Here is a 22,646-nt window from a genome sequence, read left to right on the forward strand (position 1 = left end):
TTGCTATGCAATTTTTACAGCTAATCGCATGGCTTCGCTTATAGCTTTGCTCAAGCCTTTATACTTACTGAGGTCTTCACCCCAAAATGATTCTTTCTTTAAAACTCCCTCTACGATCGCCGATTCACTTTGATTACTCCAGAGCTTTTCAAAAAATGCTATGATTTCTGCATCATCGTTTACCGGTGTTTTGACTCCTTCAAATTCTCCTTTATAAAATAGTAGGAGTGCAGCAAATGATTGAATGAGATTTTTAGGCCATGATCCATTTCTGCTGTGATATTCCAAGATGCTTGGAAGTACACGGACCCTAAACTTCGAAATAGAATTCAAAGCAATCGCACTCAATTCATGTCGGATAAATGGATTTTTGAATCTGTCCAAAACATCAGAAGCAAACTGCTCTAATTCTTCCTGAGAAAGATCTAAAGTTGGGATGATTTCATCATAAATAGTCTCATGAATGAAAGCTCCAATTTTTGGATCTTCAACAGATTCCCTCACTGTTCTCAGTCCAGCCAAATAAGCTACAGGAACTAAGGCAGTGTGCGCCCCATTGAGAATTCTTACTTTCCTTGTTCTATATGGGCTCTGATCTTTGACAAATTTGATCTGAAGTCCTGCTTTTGGTCCAGGGAATATCTTCTCTAATTCCTCAGGACCTTCTATCACCCACAAGTGAAATGGCTCCGCCATGACCACCAAATTATCTTCAAATCCTAATTCTTCTTGAATTTCTTTGATGTTATCTTTTGGGAATCCGGGAACAATCCTGTCCACTAGCGTATTGCAGAAAGTATTGTGATTTTCTATCCAATTTTTAAATTCTTCTGAAAGCCCCCAAAGGGAAATGTATTTCAAAATTGCTGCTTTCAGCTGCTCTCCATTCTTGTCTATCAGTTCACAAGGAATGATCACCAATCCGCTTGCTTCATCTCCTCCCAAAACCTTGTATCTTTCAAGGAGGAGTGCAGTAAGTTTTCCTGGAAAAGTAACCGGCGTTTTCCTATATTCTATATCATTCTCGTCAAAAGCAATCCCTGCTTCTGTAGTATTGGAAATGATAAACTTGAGATCAGGATTGGTTCCTAAATTCAAATATTCTTGATAAGCAGCATAAGGATTATTCACACCTTCTACACAGGTGATTAACTTGGTTTCGTCAACTGATTGACCAGCCTGAATGCCTTGAAGCTTTACATGATACAAACCTTCTTGTGCATTGAGCATTTCACCAAGCCCTTGGGCAAGTGGCTGTACGATTTTTACATTACCATCGAAACCTGCCTTCTCATTCATCTCCTCAATCATCCAATCTACAAATCCACGAAGGAAGTTTCCTTCGCCAAATTGCAACACTTTTACAGGTCTTTTGGGAGTAGGTATATTTTTTCTATTGAGTGCTTTCATTTCTAGGGCGACTTAGAAGTTGAAATAGTTCTTAGCATTGAAATAGCTGATGTTAGAGACAATCTTGCCCAACCAAGCTTCATCAGCAGGAAGTTCACCATTCGTAACATCTTGACCGATGAGGTTACAAAGAATTCTTCGGAAATATTCGTGTCTTGGAAAAGATAGAAAACTCCTGGAATCTGTCAGCATCCCAATAAAGCAACTCAATAATCCCATATTGGAGAGCGCATTAATTTGCTTTTCCATTCCGTCTTTTTGATCCAAAAACCACCAAGCAGAACCGAATTGAATTTTTCCTTTGACCGATCCATCATTGAAATTGCCAATCATGGTAGCCATCACTTCATTGTCTGATGGATTGAGATTATAGAGAATTGTTTTTGCCAACTGATCAGTGCCGTCTAATAAATTCAAAAAGCTAGCTAAGGCTCTTGCTTGCGAAAAGTCTCCTATAGAGTCAAAACCTGTATCAGGACCCAATTTGCCTAACATTCTTTCATTTGTATTTCTCAAAGCTCCAAGGTGGAACTGCTGCGTCCAACCTTTGGAGTGGTACATTTTACAAAGCTCGTACAAGGTGTGGAACTTGAAATAATTGACCTCTTCCTGACTCAGGTTTTTACCTTCTAATACTTTCGAGAAGAGTGATTTGACATCATAAGTACCCAATTCAAAGTAATACAATTGCTCTAATCCGTGATCAGAAAGGCTCCCACCATTAGCAGCAAAAAATTCAATTCTATTTTCTAAGGCTGACAATAGATCATCAAAATTGTTGATGCTAATACCTGCAGCATCTGCCAATTGATTTATATAGGCTTGGTATGAACTTGGATTTTCTACTGCATAGACTTTATCAGGTCGAAAAGCAGGAAGTAATTTGGTGGTAGGACTGCTGCTCTCAGCGATTTTATGAAATTCTAAGTTGTCAATAGGATCGTCCGTTGAGCAGACCAACTCTACATTCATTTTTTTCAAAAGTCCCTGAGTGTGATATTCAGGAGTTTGAAGGAGAGTAGTGGTTTCTTTATAAATGCTGGCACTAGAATCTTCACCAAGCAATTCCGTAATTCCAAAATATCTTTGTAATTCTAAATGCGTCCAATGATAAAGTGGATTTCTCAATGTGTAAGGTACAGCCTCAGCCCATTTTTGAAATTTTTCTTCGTCAGAAGCATTTCCTGTAATGTATTTTTCATTGATACCAAGCGTACGCATGGCTCTCCATTTGTAATGATCACCAGCAAGCCAAACTTCTGAAATAGAATTGAATTTTCTATTGGTCGCAATGTCCTTTGGAGAAAGGTGACAATGATAATCTATAATAGGCAGCTTTGAAGCGTAGTCGTGATATAACGTCTTAGCAAAATCGTTTTTGAGAAGAAAATCTTCATTGAGAAACTTGCTTTGTTTTTCAGTGGCGGAAATCATCTTAATATAGGGTTAAATAGGTTTAATTTCTTTTTTGAGTGGATTCTCGAATTATCAATTCAGGCTTCAAGACGGTTTTTTGATTGTTGCCCCTTTTGCCATCAGATTTCAATAATTCGAAGAAGGTTTCTGCTGTAACTCTTCCCATCGGAATACTTTTTTGATCAACCGTAGTGATAGGAGGGAAGGTGAATGAAGTAAATGGCTCATTGCCAAATCCCGCGAGTTTGACCTGATTTGGAACGATTATTTTATGTTCCCTTAGGACTTGAAGTGCGCCCATAACAGCATAATCGGAAGAAGAGAAAACAGCATCAAAAGGAATTCCTTTTTTGATGATGTTCTCCATACAAGTCCTGCCATCTTCGAGCTGCATATTGCTTTCTTCAATCAATTCAGGATCTATTTCAATTTTATTGTCTTTCAAGGCATCTTCATATCCCCGTAATCTTTCTCGATAGATATTGATTTTTTTAGGAGAGGTGAAATGGACAATCCGCTTACAACCTTGTTCTATCAAGTGCTTGGTGGTGTCATAAGCACCCTGATAATCATCTATGATGACTTGGCTGACATCTATTTCATTGGTGATTCGGTCAAAAAGCACCAAAGGAATGCCCTTGTCCAATACTTTTTGAAAGTGATCGAAGTTCTCTGTGTTTTTCCCGATAGAAGCAATGATTCCATCTACTCTTGCATTTAAGAGTGCTTCTACGTTTTGAACCTCTTTTTCATAATCTTCATAAGACTGTGAAATAATTACCTTGTAATCCAACTCATTGGCAATATCTTCAATTCCTCGAACCACAGAAGAAAAGAAGTTCCTATTTGCAGTAGGGACAAGAACACCAATCAATTTGCTTTTTCCACTTCGCAACGCTGAAGCAATATGGTTTGGCTGATAATTCAGCTGCTTAGCCATTTTCATGACGAGCTTTTTGGTGTTTTCAGAAATCCTAGGGTTGTCATTCAATGCCCTAGAAACTGTAGAAGCCGTGATATTTAATTTTTCGGCTATGTCGTGAATTGTTGCCTTGCCTTTTTTCATATTTATTCTCTTGGCTTTCCTATGGTTGCTAGGATTCCGCCATCTACATAAAGAATCTGTCCATTGACAAAGTCACTTGCTTTGCTGGAAAGAAATACTACAGCACCGGCCAAATCTTCTGGATCTCCCCATTTTCCCGCAGGAGTTCTACTCACAATCCAATCGTTGAAAGGGTGACCATCCACTCTAATTGGTTCAGTTTGCTCTGTGGCAAAATATCCCGGGCCAATTCCATTGACTTGGATATTATATTTTGCCCACTCTGTCGCAAGATTTTTTGTGAGCATCTTTAATCCACCTTTGGCGGCAGCATATGCACTCACTGTATCTCTACCCAATTCACTCATCATAGAGCAGATATTGATGATTTTGCCACCACCTCTTTTGACCATGGATTTACCTACAGCTTGAGAAAGAATAAAAGGTGAAACCAAATCCACATCCACAACTTTTCTGAAATCCTCAGGATCCATTTCCAACGCGGGAACACGCATAATCATTCCTGCATTGTTGACCAAAATATCAATCGGGCCAACTTCCTTTTCTATGCGCTCAATGTTTGTGGCTACTTGAGCAGTATCAGTAACATCGAAAAGATAGCTGTGCGCAATAATTCCTTCAGCTTTATAATTTGAAAGTGCAACTTCCATTTTCGAAGGGGTGTGACCATTGATGACCAAGGTAGCTCCATGATGTGCTAGCGCCTTGGCCATCGCCATGCCTAATCCATGTGTTGCGCCGGTGACTAAGGCAACTTTTCCGTTTAGGTTAAATAGGTTTTTCATTATTTCAATGCTGTTGGAGCTACAATATCCATATCTCCATAATCTAAATTTTCTCCAGCCATGCCCCAGATAAAGGTGTAGTTGGAAGTCCCTGCTCCACTATGAATGGACCAAGGTGGTGAGATGACTGCTTGGTGATTTTTCATCCAGATATGTCTGGTTTCTTCCGGCTGTCCCATATAATGGCATACAGCTTGATCTTCTTCAAGATCGAAATAAAAATAGGCTTCCATCCTTCTATCATGCGTATGTGCAGGCATGGTGTTCCAAACAGAACCTGGTTTCAATTCTGTCATCCCCATTTGTAATTGGCAAGTTGGAACTACAGAGTTGACCAATAATTTATAAATCGTTCTATGATTTGAATTTTCTAATGATCCTAAAGTCACAACTTCAGCATCGCTTTTGCCTACTTTCTTTGTTGGATAGGCATGGTGCGCTGGAGCAGAATTAAAATAAAGAAATGTGTCACCTGATTTGGAAGGATGGAAAATCACATCTTTCACGCCTTGACCAATGTACAAAGCCTCTTTATTTGCCAACTCGTATGACTTGCCATCAACTTCGATTACTGAAGTAGCACCAACATTGATGATCCCAATCTCTCTTCTCTCTAAGAAAAATTCAGATTTCAACTGATCCACTGTCTCTAAAGCAAGAGCCTTCGATACAGGTTGAATTCCTCCTACAATCAAGCGATCATTCAGCGTGTAAACACCATTAATTTGATCTGCACTGAAAAGTGAGTCAATGTGGAAATGCGCTCTCAATGTAGAGGTATCATAACTTTTGACATCGGATGGATGGTTGGAGTATCTGGTTTCTATAAAGGTATGCATGCTTCTTTTTCTTTAGTGTAATCGTTTGCGCAATATACCATATATTATTTCAAATAATCAAATGTTTTGCTCAAAACTTTTAAAGACTAATTTGCTCAATATCTCCAAATAAAATTCTATCAAACCATTTAAATTCTCTTTTATTCAAAGATTCTGTAAAATAATGACAGGATTCTTTTTTATTTTGATTAAACATTTTTAAATATGCAATCGATTGCTCAAATATACTTTGATTTGGAGATGTTTGTGCAACTTTTGTGCAAAAAAACACATCTCTTTGCGCAACTTCAAATATCAAATAAGAAAAAAATGAAACAAGTAACCATCCTGTTCCTTCTGCTCTTCTGTTTTCAATTGCTGACAATTTCTTGTTCGCAGAAACCCCAAGAAGATGTTTTGTCAAGTTTTGATTTGTCCATTACAAATCCCTTAGATGAAACAAGAATTGATGCTTTTGTATTGATTGAAGAAAAAGAATTGTTGGAAAAATATCCTGATTTCAACCCGAAAGGATTCATCGTTTACAACAATGCAGTGGAAATTCCCTCCCAATACAATCAAGAAGGTTCTGATAAAGGTTTAGCCTTTGTCCTCCCATTTTTAGCTGCTAATGAAACTTTGAATTTGAAAGTTTCCTACGATCCTGAAAATGAAATCAAAAGAGAATATCCAAAAAGAACGCAAGCTGAATTGTCACATAAATTTGATGGAAAATTTGAAGGGAGAGAATATATAGGTGGAGAGTTTCGAAATGTAAATGAACTCCATGTGCCCAAAGAGCACACTGACCATTCATGGTTTATTCGATATGAAGGGCCAGGATGGGAATCAGACAAAGTAGGATACCGATTTTATTTGGATTGGAGAAATGGCGTGGATGTATTTGGAAAGCAAGTAAGTGATAATGTATTACAAGATGTGGGTGGAGATGGTTTTGATTCTTATCATGAAATCAATGATTGGGGAATGGATGTGCTGAAAGTTGGGAAATCTCTTGGTGTTGGTTCGATCGCTACTTTTGAAAACGAGCTTGCTCGAAGAGTAGATGTGACTGATAGCCTGTATGCAGCTATTACAAATAATGGAGTGATTTATTCCTCAGTTTTAACCAAATATTATGGCTGGGATGTAGAAAGTGGAAAGACTGATTTGACTTCCAACTTAAGCATTCATGCTGGAACTAGATTGAGCAAGCAGGTTTTGACAAGCTCGGCTCCTATAGAAAATTATGCGACAGGATTGATCAAGGACGAGAAAGCAGAGCTCCTTGTTGGAGGTGAAGACCAAACCTATGGCTACATGGCATCTTATGGAAAGCAAAGTCTAAATGATGATAACCTAGGTATTGTAGTTTTCTTCAGAAATGACCAAAAAATGCAAATTACAGAAGATCCCTTTTCGCATGTAGTGGTACTGAAGCCAAATAATAATGCGATTACCTATTATTTCGCAGCAGCATGGGAATTAGAACCTGAGGGAATCACAGAAATTGAAGGGTTCAAAGCCTTTTTAGACAAAACTGTCAGAGAACTTTCTAACCCAGTGCAAATCTCTCTAAATTAATAAAATTGCCTTATTTCAATGAAGCTCATAGGTAGATAAAACTCGGAAGAAGGCTAGCTTTCTTCTGAGTTTTTGATCAATATACAAGACAACCCAAAAATGAAGACCCTAGGAAAAATATTTTTGTTTTTTACAGTTTTGATTCAAATTTCCTGTAAGGAAAAAGAAGTAGAATCAACAGAAATCTCAAAAGAGGAAGTAAAATACTCTTCTTGGATGGCTGATTCTGAAATCAAAAGAAATCCAGAAGGCTGGACCTTAGATTTCAATGCCAAACCCAAATGGGAATATACACATGGCTTGATCATGATGTCTATGGATCGGGTGTGGAAAGATACGGGAGAGGACAAATACTATGATTACATCAGAACATTTGTTGACTTCATGATTGATGAAAATGGAGTGATCAAAACCTACAAACAAAGTGATTACAATATCGATAGGGTCAATGGTGGGAAATTTTTAATCGATCTTTATCAAGCAACAGGAGAGGAGAAATTCAAATTGGCGATTGAGCAATTGAGAGATCAAATGCGCAATCATCCTAGAAATTCAGAAAATGGATTTTGGCATAAGAAAGTTTACCCACATCAAATGTGGCTGGATGGATTGTATATGGGTTCACCTTTCTTAGCACAATATGCTGCCGCTTTTGATGAACCTGCACTTTTTGATGATGTGGTGAATCAGATTTTGGTTATGGATAAATATGGCTATAGCGAAGAAACTGGTCTCTATCATCATGCCTATGACGAAAGTAAATCAGAGAAATGGGCTGATCCAGAAACCGGACTTTCTACAAATTATTGGGGAAGAAGTATTGGTTGGTTTGCAATGGCCTTGGTGGATGTTTTGGATTATTTGCCACAGAATCACCCGCAGCGAGCTGAGGTTATTTCCATTGCTCAAAAACTCGCCAAAGGAATCGTAAAATACCAACATGAATCAGGCACTTGGTACCAAGTAGTTGATCAAGGTGATAGAGTAGGGAATTATTTAGAAGCCTCGGCAACAAGCATGTTTGCCTATTTTCTTCTCAAAGGAGCTGAAAAAGGATATTTGAGTCAGGAATTCAGAACAGCTGGAATAAATGCTTACAATGGGATATTGAATGAATTTATTAGAAAAGAGGAGGATGGCGGAATTTCGATCACCCAAGTATGTGGCGTTGCCGGTCTTGGGGGAAATCCTTACCGAGATGGTTCCTATGACTATTATATCAATGAAATCATAAGAGATAATGATCCCAAAGGTGTAGGCCCATTTATTCTCGCTTCTTTGATTTATGAAAATATGGACAAATGAAAAAAGCGCTGATCTTTATACTTCTAACTTTAATCAGTAAAATTTCTTTTGCACAAGAGAGCGATTTTGTCGTGTCCCAAGATGGTTCTGGAGATTTTGTGACAGTCCAAGAGGCGATTATGGCAGTGCCTGATTTTCGAAATGTTCCAACGTATATTTTCATCAAATCAGGAATTTATAAGGAGAAAATCATTCTTCCTACTTCCAAAACTAAAGTTGTTCTGATAGGTGAAGATGTAGAAAATACCATTTTAACTTTTGACGATTTTGCCTCAAAACTCAATAAATTCGGTGAGGAAATGGGAACAACGGGTTCAAGTAGCTTTTTTGTTTTCGGAGATGATTTTTCTGCACGGAATTTGACATTTGCCAATTCCTCAGGTCCTGTCGGACAAGCGGTTGCAATTCGGGTGACAGGTGATCGAGCATTTTTTGAGAAGTGTAAATTTCTTGGATTCCAAGACACGCTCTATGCACATGGAGAAAAGAGCAGACAATACTACAAAGATTGCTACATTGAAGGAACGACCGACTTTATCTTCGGCTGGTCAACAGCTGTTTTTGAAAACTGCGAAATATTCTCCAAAGCAGGAGGCCAATACATCACTGCAGCTTCAACTTTGGAATCGGTACCCAATGGTTTTGTATTTATCAATTGTAAACTCACTGGAGATGCTCCTGAAGGAAAAGTTTACTTGGGAAGACCATGGAGAATTCATGCCAAGACAGTTTTCATCAATACAGAAATGGGCAAACACATTCGTCCTGAGGGATGGCACAATTGGAACAAACCCGAAGCCGAAGCCACTGCTTTTTATGCAGAATTTGGCTCTTCTGGAGAAGGGGCACATCCAAGCGCGCGAGTTTCGTGGTCCAAACAACTGACTGAAGAGGAGATGAGTAAATTCACTGTTGAAAATATCCTTTCTGGTTCAGACGGATGGATTCCTGGAATAAATCTGGAAAACAAACTTTGGCCATCGCCGCATCATCTTCCAAAATCTAAAGATTGAGTCTGATGAAAAAAATCCAATTTCTATCATTTTTCATCATGGCTTTGAGTATTTCTTTTGCGACTCAAGCACAAATATCTGCTGTCTGGAAAGCGGATCAGGAAGATGGCACGTACATCAATCCAATCTTGCATGCTGACTACTCCGACCCAGACGTCATTCGTGTTGGAGCTGATTTTTATATGACTGCCTCAAGTTTCAATGCTGTCCCTGGATTACCCATTTTACATTCTAATGATTTGGTCAATTGGAAATTGATTGGTCATGCTATAGAAAGACTGGAGCCACTAGATCATTTCTCAAAACCACAACATGGTAATGGTGTTTGGGCTCCTGCGATTCGATATCATCAAGGGGAATTTTACATCTATTGGGGAGATCCTGATTTTGGGATTTTTATGGTGAAAACCAAAGATCCCAAGGGAACCTGGGAAGCACCTGTTTTGGTTGAAGCAGGAAAAGGCTTAATCGACCCTTGTCCACTTTGGGATGAAGATGGAAATGCATACTTATCCCATGCCTATGCCGGAAGCAGATCAGGAATCAAAAGTATTTTGGTAGTCAAACCAATGAATGCTGAGGGCACAAAAACCATAGGATCTGGAAAAATTGTATTTGACGGACATCAAGCCCATCCAACAGTTGAGGGGACCAAGTTTTACAAAAGAAATGGATTTTATTACATTTTTGCTCCTGCAGGGGGCGTATCTACAGGCTGGCAATTGGTGCTAAGGGCAAAAAATCCCTATGGACCTTATGAAGAGCATATTGCATTGGCTCAAGGTGAAACAAATATCAATGGCCCACATCAAGGGGCTTGGGTGAATTTAGATAGTGGGGAAGATTGGTTTATTCATTTTCAAGATAAAGATGCCTACGGTCGCATCGTTCACCTTCAGCCAATGGTTTGGAAGGGGGATTGGCCGACGATTGGAGAAGATATAAATGGAGATGGATCAGGTCAGCCAGTCTTAAGGCATAAAAAACCAAATGTTGGAAAAAGTCATCCCTTAAGTTCGCCTTTGGATTCAGATGAATTTGATGGACTAGAATTAGGACTTCAGTGGCAATGGCATGCCAATCCTAAGGCTACCTGGTCATTTCTGAATCCTTCCAAATCGCAGTTGCGACTCTACACCCAATTGATTCCTGAGCAAGCCAAAAACCTTTGGGAGGTGCCAAACTTGCTTTTGCAAAAATTCCCAGCTGAAGAATTCGATGCGACAACTTCATTGGTTTTTCATCCCAATGATAAATTGAAGGGGGAGAAGGTAGGTCTATTGGTGATGGGAATGAGCTATGCATATTTGGGTTTGGAAAGTAAAGAAGACGGGATTTATCTGCAGTATGTAACTTGCAGAGATGCCGAAAATGGAAAGTCAGAAGTAATTCAAATCATAAAAAAAATCGATGGAAATCAAATACAATTGAAAGTTAAAGTAAGTAAAAATGCAATATGTGAATTTAGCTTTAGTGAAGACGGAAATGAATTCATATCAATTCCTGAATCTTTCGAAGCTTTGGCAGGCAAATGGATTGGCGCAAAAGTCGGTCTCTTTGCAACCAGAAATTCCCAAACCAACGATTCCGGATACGCCGATTTCGATTGGTTCCGCTTCAGGAAATAGTTAATTGGTTGAATAGTGGAATAGTTGATTGGGTTTAAGAGTTAAATTGGTGAATAGTGGAATAGTTGATTGGGTTTAAGAGTTAAATTGGTGAATAGTGGAATAGTTGAGAGAGAAAAAAGAGTAGATCCCAAAACACCTCATCTCAAACCAACCTTCCAATCTTTCAACCTTCCAACAACACCGAATCTTCCAATCCAAAACCCCATTTCAAACGCACGCACAACCCAACCTTAAAACTTTCCAATCTACAATCTACAATCTAAAATCTACAATCTACAATCTAAAATCCTCAATCCCAAAAACCATGAACAAACTAGCTCTAATCTTCCTTATTTCTGTAGCAGCCTGCTTTGCTTGTAATAGTCAAGTTCAGAGCAATTCTACGAATCAAATTTCAAATCAGGAAAGTGAAACTTCAATTTATGAAGGTGTGGAATTTGATATGCCCAAAGTTGAATTGACTTCATTTCCCAACTTTACACTGAGTATTCTAGAACATGGAGCTGTTTCTGATGGTGTGACGAAAAATACAGAGGCTTTTGCTAAGGCAATTGATGCAGTTGCTTCCAAAGGTGGAGGTAAAGTCTTGGTTCCTAGAGGAATTTGGTTGACTGGTCCTATTCAATTCAAAAGCAATATCAACCTACATCTAGAAGCTGGGGCTTTGATTTTGTTCAGTAAGGATTTTGATGATTATCCATTAATCGAGACGAGTTTTGAAGGGCTCAACACAGTGAGATGCATCTCTCCAATTTATGCAGATGGAGTTGAAAATATTGCCATTACTGGAACTGGCACACTAGATGGGAATGGGGATGCATGGAGACCTGTCAAGAAAAGTAAAATGACTTCTTCGCAATGGAAAAGCCTTCTTGCCTCAGGTGGTTTACTCAATGAAAAAGGAGATATGTGGTTTCCATCAGAATCTTCTATAAAAGGATATCAAGCAAGTAGCAACTTCAACGTTCCAGATTTGATTGACCCTAGTGAATTGGAAACTGTCAAGGATTTTTTAAGACCCGTGATGGTTAGCATCAAAAACAGCAAAAGAATTTTGCTGGATGGGCCTACTTTTCAGAATTCTCCAGCTTGGAATATTCACCCTTTGATGAGTGAGGATATCATCATCAGAAATCTCAATGTAAGAAATCCTTGGTACTCACAAAATGGTGATGGATTGGATTTAGAATCTTGTAAGAATGTCCTGATTTATGATAATATTTTTGATGTTGGTGATGACGCAATTTGTTTCAAATCAGGAAAAGATCAAGACGGTAGAGACAGAGGAATGCCAACAGAAAATGTGGTGGTAAAAAATAATATTGTTTATCATGGTCATGGAGGCTTTGTGATAGGCAGTGAGATGTCAGGCGGAGTTAGAAATGTTCACATTTCGGATTGTACCTTCATGGGAACCGACGTAGGATTGCGATTCAAAAGTACAAGAGGTAGAGGAGGGGTGGTAGAGAATATATACATTTCCAATATTGATATGATCAATATTCCTACAGATGTGATCAATTTCAATTTGTTCTATGGAGGTAATTCTCCAGTCCTTGAAGCAGATCAAAGTGCAGAGGACGAAGCAAGAGATGAAGTGGCTGTTCCTGTGTCTGAAACCACACCATCCTTCAAGAACATATTTATGAAAAACATCAAAGCAACTGGAAGTGGTGTAGCAGCGAATTTCCAAGGCCTACCTGAGATGAATCTTCAGAATGTGTCTTTAGAAGATTCTTTTTTGGAAGCTAAAAAAGGAATCATTGCTGTGGATACAGATGGATTGATTTTGAAAAATGTAACAGTTATCCCTACTTCAGGAACAGCTTTGACGCTTTATAACAGTAAGAATGTAGAAGTTTTAGAAATGAAATATACTGTTAAGGAAGGCCCTGCAATCAGCATCATGGGCGCACTCACTTCTCAAATTAGTTTATCAAAATCTGATTTGAAAAATCCAGAAAGTGATTTGAAAATAAGTTCAGAGGTAAATGCAGCATCAGTAAAAACAAACTAATATGAAAATTTTCTTCAGTTTATTCTTATCCTTTATTTTCTTGATTTCTTATCAACTAGATAAAAATGAAGTCAGAATCTTCATGGTTGGAGATTCTACCATGGCCAATAAATCTTATACTCCCGGAAATCCTGAAAAAGGTTGGGGGCAAATTTTTCCTTTGTACTTCAAAGAAGGGGTAGAGGTATTTAATCATGCTGTCAATGGAAGAAGTACTAAAAATTTCCGAGAGGAAGGCCGATGGGATATTGTAATGAATCAAGTGCAAAAAGGTGACTATGTTTTCATTCAATTTGGGCACAATGATCAAAAAGTAGATGACCCTAATCGCTATGCTTCACCTGATAATTACAAGATAAATTTGTCCAGGTACGTCCAAGAAGCAAGAGAAAAAGAAGCAATACCTATTTTGGCGACACCTCTTTCAAGAAGAAGTTTTGATACAGATGGGACTCTAAAAGACACACATTTGGAATACACCTTGAAAATGAAGGAAGTTGCAAATGAAATGGATGTTATCTTGCTAGACATGAATGCAACAAGCAGAGCATTGTTGACAGCTTGGGGAGTAGAAAAATCCAAAGAGCTATATATGCATATTGAGCCAGGTCAGTACGATAGATTTCCTGAGGGAATAGTGGACAACACCCATTTTTCTCCAACAGGAGCTTTCAGGATTTGTGATCTTGCAGTAACAGAAATCAAAGAAAAAATCCCAGCAATAGCTGCTTATTTTAAAGACTGAGCTTAAAGAAGCGAGAGATTAGAAAAAAGATTCGAAATGCGAGAGAAAAGAAACAAGAAACAAGAGAAAAGAAACAAGATTAAGCTTGTGCCTTGAGATCGACTGAAAGGTTAAATTAAGATAAATAGTTAGAATTCACTTGCCCAAGGTTTCAAACAATGGAAGAACTGCACCACACAAACCAACCCCAAATTGAGACAATACAAATCTCAAAAAGCGCCGTAGGTGCGACCGACATCATGGCCCTAGTAATCAATCACTGCCTTAAATAGATTTCTTGAAATAGATGTTTTTGTTCCACAGAAAACAGATCCAAAAAAACTAAATCCTGGAATTCTATTTGTTCATGGTGGAGGTTCTTACTTCCTGAATTTTGCCGGAGGCGAAGCACAATTTACAGATATCATTGTTGACAATTGTATTGTAGAAAATGTAGGTACTTCCTTCATGCGTGCCAATAGAGCTGCAAATAATGCACACAAAATGAACTTGATTAAGGTTTCTAGCTCAATTTTGAGAAATCATAGCGTAGAAAACTATCATATTTTCCACCTTGACAAATTGGAATTTAGAGAAATTGAAATCACCAATTCTACATTTTCATCTATTGGAAGCAGAGGATTTATAGGATGGGCTACCAACTTGACCATGCCTTTTACTCCTAAAGTGACTATAGATAGAATTAGCTTAAATGGATTTGGCTCAAGAAATAGAAATGACAATTTACTCGATGCGAATAATAATTTGATAGAGTTTACCATGACAAACTCTATTGTGACCAACATGCCTTATGAAGACCAAACAGTAGGAGGTAGATTGGTTAGAGCCAATTCTGATTCACAAATTATTCTGAGCAACATGAATATGTTCAACTTGACAACAGGAGGAGCCGAACCGGTAGATGCTACACTTCAAACATACGTTCAAACCTCCAATATCCTCAATATTGACCTGGGATGGAACTCTAGAACTACTGACTTGACTTTGCCTGCTGACTCGCCTTTAAGGTCTGCCAGCACAACAAGTGGTCCAATTGGTGATCCAAGATGGGCATTTTAATGATGCTCTTTTGAGTAATAAACCCTAGGCTATGAAACGGCAGACAGCCTGCTGTTTCATAGCTTATTTATTTAGATGCTATGCGTAAGATGACTCGTCCTACGTGGCGGATGAGATAAATGATACAAGACTTAAGAATCAAGATTAAAACAAAAACACTAGAGTTAACCAATCAACTCTATTACTCTTTCAACCCAATCGACTCAATCAACTAGTCTCTCAACTTCTCTTGTAAACCAACCTTTTAACTTTACAACCTTGAGTCCACTCCGAAAAGTATTTAAGCTAAAATTACTTGAAAAAGAATGGTTAAAAGCCTTGATTTTCTTTCTGTTACATGCTGGTTTATTATGTTATAAATAGCTATATTACAGATAGTTAAAGTATAAATAGATGTTCAAAAAAACTTCAGAAAAAGCTCAATTAAGCGTGTTTAGCAACCCCAATTCCTTTCTTACAGATCGTTCGGAGCGCTTCTACGAGGAGAATGGAGCTTGGCATAATTTATTTAAGAATCAGGTGACATTAAGGGTTGAGGAGTCTTTATTTGAGGTTTTGTATTCAAAGGAAACTGGAAGCCCCAATGCTTCGGTCAGAATTATGGTAGCCATGATGATCCTGAAAGAGGCCAATCGGTGGAGCGATTCTCAGCTTTTTGAACAATGTAGGTTTAATCTTTTGGTCAGAAGGGCTTTGGGCCTGGTCAATATGGATGATCCAATTCCCTCCGAATCGACCTATTACCTATTCCGAAAGCGTATAGTCGATCATGAAAGGGATGGGAATCCAAATTTGTTGGAACAGACATTTGCATCTGTCACCAAAGGACAGGCAAAAGATTTTCATGTGAGTGGCAGAAGTATACGAATGGACAGTAAACTCCTTGGAAGCAACATAGCCTGGTTGAGTCGGTATGAACTGATCCATGAAACAGTCCAGCTGTTCTGTTCCAAAGCAGACTTCACAAAACTTGAAACAGCTTTATCTCAATCTGAGATGGAGTTGGTAAAAAGTCTGCTTGCCGAAAAAGGTATAAAGTGGTTTATCGCTGTTCAGGTGAAGAAGTCAAAATAAAGCTGATAGACTTGGGAGTATTGATTTTCAGACTTCTGGATGTCTATCGGGAATTGTCCAATGATTATTATACCATACTTTCCAGGCTTTTTGAGGAGCAGTTTGATGTGGATGAACATAAAATTGTCATACCAAAGCCAAAGGAGTCTATAAGTTCAGACTCAATCCAGTCTCCACACGACACAGACTGTCACTACAGAAACAAGGACGGCAATCAGGTAAAAGGGTATAGCGTAAACGTAACCGAGAGTTGTGACAAGGGAGGCCTGAACCTGATCAGTGGAGTTGAGGTGAAGAAAGCAGATGCTGCCGACAATACCTTTCTTGAAAAAGCTATTATTCAGGCTAAAGAATTGTTTTGTGATCAAGTAGAGAACGTCCATGCTGACGGAGCTTACCACAGCCCATCTAATCAGGATTTTGTAAGCAGCAAAAATGCAGAACTTATCCTAAATGCGATTCAGGGACCAAAAGGAAGATATGATCTGGAGTTGGATGAAAATGGGATTTTGACTGTAAAAGACCTGAAAACAGGGATTCAGCAAGAAGCTTTAAAGATGAAAGACACCCAGAAATGGAGGGTCAAAACAACAGAACACTACAGATATTTTACTGATAAGGAAATAAAAGCATGCACGTTGAGAAAGAAAATAGAAAGTATTCCTCAAGAAGTACTCAATATTCGAAACAACGTAGAAGCCACCATTTTCCAGTTAGGTTATCACTATACAAATGACAAAACAAGATATAGAGGGCTGATCAGGCATAAAATGTGGGCAAACATCCGATGTTTATGGGTCAACTTTGCCAGAATTGCAAAACATGTGAAAAACAATGCCGATAGTGACCTTTTGAAGGTGATATTTGCTCAAATTTGTTTTGCAGAGACCACCACAACAAAGATTAAATCCAAAATCTTTGAAATAAAAACAAAGATCAGGACTATAACTCAAATTTACCTAAATATTAAATTGTCAGCTTTCTCCTGAAACATAGTTTTAGGAGGGGACTCAACCTTAAAATCTTTCAATTAACTCCTCTAATGAAATCCCTAAATCTTTTTCCTTTCTTGATTACCTTAGCTTTGTTCATCTTTTCTTGTTCAGAGAAGGAAGAGTTGGATCCAATTGTCGAAGAGGAAACCCCTGATTTATTCAATCCCATTGAAGAAGAAGCTTTTGCCTTTCCAGGTGCTGAAGGTTTTGGAAAGTTTACCACTGGTGGAAGAGGAGGGAATGTAATCAAAGTGACCAACCTAAATGATTCTGGACCTGGTAGCTTGAGACAAGCGATTATCACACCTGGAGCTAGAATCGTAGTTTTTGAGGTTTCTGGATATATAGAATTAGGAAGCAATCTCGTGATAGGAATAGGAAATATTACCATAGCTGGACAAACCGCTCCAGGAGATGGAATTACATTGAAAAACCATTCTTTGATCGTCAATGCAGATAACGTCATCATCAGATATCTGCGATTTAGAATGGGTGATGAAGGTGCTGCTGAAGCGGATGCTATAGAGGGAAGATATAAGAAAAATATCATCTTAGATCATTGCTCCATGTCTTGGTCCACAGATGAAACAGCCTCGTTTTATGGAAATGAAAATTTCACCATGCAGTGGTGTATCCTTTCAGAAAGTTTGACCTTTTCTGTTCATGAAAAAGGAAAACATGGATACGGGGGGATTTGGGGTGGTAAAAATGCCTCTTTTCATCACAACCTTCTAGCGCACCACGACAATAGAAACCCAAGATTTGATCACCCAGGTGTGTACAATTCTAACAACAGGGCTGAAGACCTTAGAGGAGTAGTTGACTTTAGAAATAATGTAATTTATAATTGGGGTACTGACGCTGCATACGGCGGAGAGGCTGGAACTTTCAATTTGGTCAATAATTATTTCAAACCTGGACCAGCTACTCAAAACAAAAACATTTTTCTAAATGCATACAAACAATCCTCAAATAGCGCGCCCATCTACGGATATGGAAAGTTCTATGTTGCTGGAAATACACTAGAGGGTAGGGAAGATATTACCGCAGAAAATTGGCTTGGCGTACTTGCCAAGCAAGGGACAGTTTCCGATAAAAACAACATGAAACTGAACACTCCTCTGGAATTTGGAGAATTGGCTTTCAATCATTCTGCCGAGGAAGCTTACAATAAAATATTAAACTATGGCGGAGCTAGCTTCAAAAGAGATCAAGTAGATCTTCGGGTTTTGGCAGATGTCAAAGATGCTAGCTTTTCTGCTGCAGGTTCTCGTGGAAGTACCAATGGACTGATCGATTCTCAAGAAGATGTTGGAGCTTGGCCTATGCTAAACTCCCTTCCTGCGCCTTTAGATTCTGACAATGATGGCATGCCTGATGATTGGGAAAAAGCCAGTGGACTAAACCCAAATATGAATGACGCCAAAGAAAGAAATCTAAGTACCGCTTATGACAATATCGAAGTTTACATTAACAGCCTAGTCAAAGAAATCACCGAAAAACAATACGAAAAATAGGTGATCAATTGAAAAGGTTAAGGCGGTTATTGGGTTATAATTTGATCATTTTGCAAGGAATAAAACACATCCATATTCGCAAAAAAACCAGACCAATGTTAAAGTCTTTTATAATAAAATATAAATCCGATTTCCTGCCAGTAGCCATTTATCATGTTGTAGAAAGTTCATTTCAATCAGCTAGGGGCTGTTTACTAGGAACAGTTGGCGATTATTCGCTAGAATTCAACTATTCAAGTTAAATCAAAATGTCAATAATGAAAAATATACTTGTAACACTAACCTTTTTGCTAATTAACCTAGCTTGCAAAGCTCAGGAATTGGATCAAAATATAAATGTGCCATCGTCTGAATCAAGCCAAGTTCTAGCCTTTCCGGGTGCAGATGGATTTGGCAAATATACGATTGGTGGGAGAGGGGGAGATGTTTATGTAGTAACTTCATTAGAAGATGATGGTCCTGGTACATTAAGGGAAGCAGTGAGGAAAAAGGGTCCAAGAACCATAGTTTTTGCAGTAGCAGGAAATATAGAACTCAAGTCTGTGCTCGATATCAATAATGGTGACCTGACCATAGCCGGACAATCTGCACCAGGAGATGGAATTACCATTCAAAACTTCCCTGTTAAAATCAAGGGAGATAATATCATCGTTCGCTTTATTAGAAGCAGACTTGGGGATTTGTATGATGTGCAAGATGATGCCATGAGTTCCATCAGAAACAAAGATGTCATCATCGATCATTGTTCATTAAGCTGGGCAACGGATGAATGTGGATCTTTTTATGACAATGAAAACTTCACCTTGCAATGGTCAATAATTTCTGAAAGCCTCAATGAATCTGTTCATGCCAAAGGCGACCATGGCTATGGGGGGATTTGGGGAGGCAAAAAAGCTTCTTTTCACCACAATCTAATTTCTAACCACAACAGCAGACTACCAAGATTCAATGGAGCGAGATACCACAAGCAGCCAGAACTTGAAATTGTTGATTTCAGAAACAATGTATTGTACAATTGGAAGAGCAACAGTTCCTATGCTGGAGAAGAAGGAAAGCATAACATCGTTGGTAACTATTATAAATTTGGCCCAGCTACAGCCTCCAATAAATTTAGAATTGTAGAGCCTTACGAACCTTTTGGAACCTTTTATCTTTCAGGAAATTATGTATTCGGTTCTGAGGAAAATACTAAAAATAACTGGAAAGGAATTGATGGAGTAGCAGTAGAAAAAGTAGCGGTTAGTAGTCCTTACGAGTCAATTTTGGCATTTGAAGAAAAAGCAGAAAAGGCATTTGAATCAGTGTTGAATTTTGCGGGGGCGAGCCATAGGAGAGATGCGGTCGACGCACGATTGGTATTGGAAGCAAAAACAGGTGAAAGTACCCACGGAAAAAATGCCAATGGAATCATCGATTCTCAAAAAGATGTAGGAGCTTGGCCAATCTTAAAGAAGGGGGAAGCCATAATCGATTCTGATCTAGATGGAATGCCCGACCATTGGGAAGTCGAAAATGGTCTTGACCCAAAAAACCCCTCAGACTCAAAATCAAAAGACCTGCATAAGTATTACACCAATTTAGAAATTTATCTCAACAGCCTAGTCAATCACTTATACCCCAAAAAAGCATTCTAACCACCAATTAAACCCAATCATTCAAAGAATTCCCGTTAATCCTTAAACGTACAACCCCTCATAAATTTCACACTTATCTCACGTTTCACATTTTAACATTTAATCCTTAGCAAAGACCACCAGCCTAAATAGTTAAGTAGGTAAACGATTAATCCTTTTCCTACGAATTTCCTATCGTCCCGGATAACATCTACCTCACTTAATCATCCTTCTCCGGGACTCGGGGTCAGGTGTGCAATCACCATCCATCCACAGGTTTCACCTGCGGCTATTTTCATCATTTTTAAACTTTTAACCTTTTAACCATTATAAACCTTTAACCCTTTTTTTCCTCCTTCATCCTTTCCCCTTACTTTTCACTCAATTAAAAACTTGTATAGTCTGGTAAACAAAAATTACCTACTTTTGTATAGTACGGTAATCAAAAAATAATGGAATCACTCTTTGAACTTTATTTTAAACTCTTGAAAACTACCAATATGAGTTTTCAGAGAAGTATGATGGATAAAATTCAGTGGAATCATAGGCTAATTGGAATCACAGGTGCTCGAGGTGTAGGGAAAACTACCCTCTTACTCCAGTACCTCAGAAAAAGATTAGACAAGGATAGAAACTCTTCTTTATGTGTTTCATTAGACCATATTTGGTTCTCTAAAAATACACTTCTTGATCTAGCAGATCAATTCTCAAAATCAGGAGGTAAAGTCTTGGTTTTAGATGAAGTTCATAAATACGCCAACTGGTCCAGAGAAATTAAAAATATTTATGACTTTTACCCTGAATTACAAATAGTCTTTACAGGATCCTCTCTCCTCGAGATTTTAAATTCAGCAGCTGATTTGAGCCGAAGAGCTGTTCTTTATTCATTGAGAGGACTATCTTTCCGTGAATTTCTAAACTATGATCAAGGCTGTGACCTCCCTATTTATAGCTTAGATACTATTCTCAATCAATATCAAGAGATCGCAGATGAAATCGTTTCTAAGGTAAAACCCCTGCAGTATTGGAATGATTATCTCAATCACGGATATTATCCATTCTACAAAGAATTTGGTGAATTATACCATCAACAAATTCTAGCTGTCGTCAATCTTATCTTAGAAGTAGAACTTCCCTTGTTAAGAAAAGTTGATGTGGCTTATATTCCTAAGATAAAACAACTCCTAGCCATTATCGCAGACTTAGTACCCTTCACACCAAATATTTCAAAACTGAGTGAAAAAATCGGTATCAACCGTGCAACACTATTGACCTATCTTCATTTTCTGGAGGAGAGTGGTTTGATCTATGGCTTACATCAAAATAACGAAGGTATATCATTACTTCAAAAGCCAGAAAAAATCTATCTTAACAATCCCAATCTTGCTTTTGCCTTAGGCACGAATGTAGATATAGGAAATATTAGAGAAACTTTCTTTCTCAATCAAGTAAGTGTAAACCACAAACTCAATCTTCCTCATAATTCTGATTTTCAAATCGATAAAAATTGGATCATTGAGGTAGGTGGTAAAAATAAAAAATCAAATCCAACTTGTGATTACTATGCCATAGATCAAATAGAAACAGGCATACACAACAAAATCCCGCTTTGGCTCTTCGGTTTCCTATATTAAAACAGCAGTTCGCTGCTCTTCCTAAAACTTGCCTCATTTCAGCCTGCCCCGCAGAATTATGGGAAAATCTCATACTTTCATCAAACACCTGCAATACAAAGACCCTTTTTAACCCTTAACGGTTTTAACATTTAACGATTTTAACGAGTAACATTCATAACCCTTCTACTCAGTTACTCAATTAACCAGTTAACCAAATAACCAATTAACCAAATAACCTCTTAACCCCTTTAACCCTCTTAACCCCATTAAAACCACGTTAATCGTATACCGCTCATAAATTTCACACTTACCCCACGTTTAACGTTTTAACATTTAACGATTTAAACAACCTAATTAACCAATTAACCTCTTAACCCCTTTAACCCTCTTAACCCCATTAAAACCACGTTAATCGTATACCGCTCATAAATTTCACACTTACCCCACGTTTAACGTTTTAACATTTAACACTTAACGATTAAAGAACCCTTTAACCCTCTTAACCCCATTAAAACCACGTTAATCGTATACCGCTCATAAATTTCACACTTACCCCACGTTTAACGTTTTAACATTTAACGATTTAAACAACCTAATTAACCAATTAACCAGTTAACCCCTTTAAACCTCTTAACCCTCTTAACCTCTTTAAACCTCTTACCCTCTTTAAACCTCTTAACCCCCTTAAAAATCACGTTAACCGTTAAGCGTTCACCGTTAATCGTATACCGCTCATAAATTTCACACTTACCCCACGTTTAACGTTTTAACATTTAACGATTTAAACAACCTAATTAACCAATTAACCAGTTAACCCCTTTAAACCTCTTAACCCTCTTAACCCCTTTAAACCTCTTAACCCTTTTCAACTCAATTAACCAATTAACCAGTTAACCAAATAACCCTTTTAACCCCTTAAAAACCACGTTAACAGTTAATCGTATACCGCTCATAAATTTCACACTTACCCCACGTTTAACGT

Annotated in this window: 18 protein-coding genes; 12 read left to right on the top strand and 6 right to left on the bottom strand. The window is 38.2% G+C overall.

Features of this window, described 5'->3' with window-relative positions; translation table 11 throughout:
- Positions 1-3 precede the first annotated feature (3 nt).
- From BELBA_RS12185 to BELBA_RS19705, 6 genes are all read right to left on the bottom strand, one after another.
- Positions 4-1,410, bottom strand: coding sequence for a tagaturonate reductase (locus BELBA_RS12185; protein ID WP_014772999.1), 1,407 nt, complete (start codon positions 1,408-1,410; stop codon positions 4-6).
- Between the two features lie 12 nt (positions 1,411-1,422).
- Positions 1,423-2,844, bottom strand: coding sequence for a glucuronate isomerase (gene uxaC, locus BELBA_RS12190; protein ID WP_014773000.1), 1,422 nt, complete (start codon positions 2,842-2,844; stop codon positions 1,423-1,425).
- 22 nt (positions 2,845-2,866) lie between these two features.
- The gene (locus BELBA_RS12195; protein WP_014773001.1) at positions 2,867-3,892 is read right to left on the bottom strand and encodes a LacI family DNA-binding transcriptional regulator; all 1,026 of its coding nucleotides are present in this window, start codon (positions 3,890-3,892) and stop codon (positions 2,867-2,869) included.
- A gap of 2 nt (positions 3,893-3,894) precedes the next feature.
- Entirely contained in the window at positions 3,895-4,677 is a 783-nt protein-coding gene (locus tag BELBA_RS12200; protein ID WP_014773002.1) for a gluconate 5-dehydrogenase, read from the bottom strand.
- On the bottom strand, positions 4,677-5,516 hold the full coding sequence (gene kduI / locus BELBA_RS12205; protein WP_014773003.1) for a 5-dehydro-4-deoxy-D-glucuronate isomerase: 840 nt from the start codon (positions 5,514-5,516) through the stop codon (positions 4,677-4,679). Before kduI ends, BELBA_RS12200 begins: the two co-directional genes overlap by 1 nt.
- 79 nt (positions 5,517-5,595) lie before the next feature.
- Complete coding sequence (locus BELBA_RS19705) at positions 5,596-5,919, bottom strand: hypothetical protein (RefSeq protein ID WP_169315094.1); 324 nt, start codon at positions 5,917-5,919, stop codon at positions 5,596-5,598.
- An 8-nt stretch (positions 5,920-5,927) separates the two neighbouring features.
- Here BELBA_RS19705 and BELBA_RS12215 point away from each other — a divergent pair, with 8 nt between their 5' ends.
- The 12 genes from BELBA_RS12215 (at position 5,928) to BELBA_RS12270 (ending at position 21,682) form a co-directional block, all read left to right on the top strand.
- Positions 5,928-7,079, top strand: coding sequence for a DUF4861 domain-containing protein (locus BELBA_RS12215; RefSeq protein WP_245531061.1), 1,152 nt, complete (start codon positions 5,928-5,930; stop codon positions 7,077-7,079).
- A 99-nt stretch (positions 7,080-7,178) separates the two neighbouring features.
- On the top strand, positions 7,179-8,384 hold the full coding sequence (locus BELBA_RS12220) for a glycoside hydrolase family 88/105 protein (RefSeq protein WP_014773005.1): 1,206 nt from the start codon (positions 7,179-7,181) through the stop codon (positions 8,382-8,384).
- Positions 8,381-9,397, top strand: a complete 1,017-nt coding sequence (locus BELBA_RS12225) for a pectinesterase family protein (protein ID WP_014773006.1) — start codon at positions 8,381-8,383, stop codon at positions 9,395-9,397. Before BELBA_RS12220 ends, BELBA_RS12225 begins: the two co-directional genes overlap by 4 nt.
- A 5-nt stretch (positions 9,398-9,402) precedes the next feature.
- Positions 9,403-11,025: a glycoside hydrolase family 43 protein gene (locus BELBA_RS12230; RefSeq protein ID WP_014773007.1), complete on the top strand. Its 1,623-nt coding sequence runs from the start codon at positions 9,403-9,405 to the stop codon at positions 11,023-11,025.
- A 307-nt stretch (positions 11,026-11,332) separates the two neighbouring features.
- Positions 11,333-13,045: a glycoside hydrolase family 28 protein gene (locus BELBA_RS12235; RefSeq protein WP_014773008.1), complete on the top strand. Its 1,713-nt coding sequence runs from the start codon at positions 11,333-11,335 to the stop codon at positions 13,043-13,045.
- Between the two features lies 1 nt (position 13,046).
- A complete protein-coding gene (locus tag BELBA_RS12240; protein ID WP_014773009.1) occupies positions 13,047-13,790 on the top strand; it encodes a rhamnogalacturonan acetylesterase in 744 nt (247 codons plus the stop codon).
- A 483-nt stretch (positions 13,791-14,273) separates the two neighbouring features.
- On the top strand, positions 14,274-14,849 hold the full coding sequence (locus BELBA_RS12245) for a hypothetical protein (RefSeq protein WP_169315104.1): 576 nt from the start codon (positions 14,274-14,276) through the stop codon (positions 14,847-14,849).
- A 393-nt stretch (positions 14,850-15,242) separates the two neighbouring features.
- The gene (locus tag BELBA_RS12250) at positions 15,243-15,923 is read left to right on the top strand and encodes a transposase (RefSeq protein ID WP_041779350.1); all 681 of its coding nucleotides are present in this window, start codon (positions 15,243-15,245) and stop codon (positions 15,921-15,923) included.
- Positions 15,887-16,912: a transposase gene (locus BELBA_RS12255; RefSeq protein ID WP_052307629.1), complete on the top strand. Its 1,026-nt coding sequence runs from the start codon at positions 15,887-15,889 to the stop codon at positions 16,910-16,912. Before BELBA_RS12250 ends, BELBA_RS12255 begins: the two co-directional genes overlap by 37 nt.
- 53 nt (positions 16,913-16,965) lie before the next feature.
- Complete coding sequence (locus tag BELBA_RS12260) at positions 16,966-18,435, top strand: pectate lyase (RefSeq protein WP_014773011.1); 1,470 nt, start codon at positions 16,966-16,968, stop codon at positions 18,433-18,435.
- Positions 18,436-18,683: 248 nt separating this feature from the next.
- Positions 18,684-20,069, top strand: coding sequence for a pectate lyase family protein (locus BELBA_RS12265; protein WP_014773012.1), 1,386 nt, complete (start codon positions 18,684-18,686; stop codon positions 20,067-20,069).
- A gap of 431 nt (positions 20,070-20,500) precedes the next feature.
- The gene (locus BELBA_RS12270; protein ID WP_014773013.1) at positions 20,501-21,682 is read left to right on the top strand and encodes an ATP-binding protein; all 1,182 of its coding nucleotides are present in this window, start codon (positions 20,501-20,503) and stop codon (positions 21,680-21,682) included.
- Positions 21,683-22,646: the final 964 nt, after the last annotated feature.

The sequence above is a fragment of the Belliella baltica DSM 15883 genome (genome assembly GCF_000265405.1).
GTDB classification, from domain to species: domain Bacteria; phylum Bacteroidota; class Bacteroidia; order Cytophagales; family Cyclobacteriaceae; genus Belliella; species Belliella baltica.